This window comes from Paenibacillus sp. 01L418 (genome assembly GCF_056400045.1).
On sequence record NZ_JBFTSN010000763.1, the window covers coordinates 1 to 1,263 of the forward strand.

Consider the following 1,263-nt stretch of genomic DNA (forward strand, 5'->3'; position numbering starts at 1 on the left):
ATATATACGCGAGAACCAAAGGCTACAACACGCCCTGGCCAGCTTCGTGCATTTATCGCAAATTGTTCTGCATACTGGTGCCACAGCTCAATTGGACTTGCTTCTTCAGTGAGGTTCATCGCGGCTCCATCACGACCACTCCCTGCCCCTTTCTTGTTTGCAGGGCGCTCCAATCCAGCGTTGGCCCAATCATTTCTCGTTTGCCGTTTAGCTGCGCGGCGCTCATCCCTATGATCTTGTTTCTTTTCTTGTCTTTTCCCGCTGCTTGGCACGACTTCGCGTTTTAAGCTTCCGCCAGCAGACTGGACGCTCTGGCGCTTTACAGAAGCAGCAACCGCCGGCTCTTCTTCCATGATGCTTGTCCGCTCCCCGCTGCGTCTAAGGACAGCCGCATAATGACCTTCTCCCTCAATTAAATGCGGCCATAGCCTTACCGTTCCTTGAATGGATTGCAGACGCTCTTCATCAAGCTGCGCCATGCCTTCTGCTAAATCCGCTCTGCCTGCCCTCCAGCCATGCTGAGGAGAAATAGCTTCAACAAAAAAATCTTCATGCTCGGCTAAAAACTGAGCCATTTGCTGCTCGTTCTCCTCCGGCGAGAACGTGCATGTCGAATAGACCATTCTCCCCCCAGGTGCCAGCATCGCTGCGGCATGCTGCATAATATCGCGCTGCATTAAGGAGCATTTTTCAATCGAGTGCTTCTCCCATTCTGCGATCATCGAATCATCCTTGCGAAACATGCCCTCGCCGGAGCATGGTGCATCAATGAGAATACGATCGAACCATTGTGGAAAAACAGCGGCAATTGCTGCGGGCTCATCGTTAAGCACGACAGCATTGCGTACGCCGGCAAGCTCTATATTTTTGGCCAAAGCCTTTGTTCTTTCTCTGGCGTTATCATTCGTGACGAGCACTCCGCTTCCTTGCAGCTTCCCTGCAATTTGCGTCGATTTACCTCCTGGGGCCGCGCATAGATCAAGTACGCGTTGACCAGGCTGAACGTCCAGCAGTTCTACCGGAGCCATCGCACTCGGTTCTTGAATATAATAAAGCCCCGCATGATAGTGCGGATGTTTGCCTGGCCGTTCACCCTCTTTGTAATACAAACCATCCGGTGCCCAAGGTATTTCACGCACCTCCTCGCCCATGTCAGATAGCTTTTTCCATTGCTCGACACCTAGCTTTAATCGATTGATTCGAAGACCGTATACTCTCGGTGCATCATACGAAGACATAAAGCTATCAAACTCATCACCAAGC

The 1,263-nt window shown here is 51.4% G+C and carries 1 protein-coding gene; it reads right to left on the reverse strand.

Annotation, left to right across the window (positions count from 1 at the left end; translation table 11 throughout):
- Window positions 1-1,263 (reverse strand): RsmB/NOP family class I SAM-dependent RNA methyltransferase (locus AC1DSE_RS35445; RefSeq protein ID WP_477529142.1); only part of this gene is annotated, 1,263 nt, incomplete at both ends.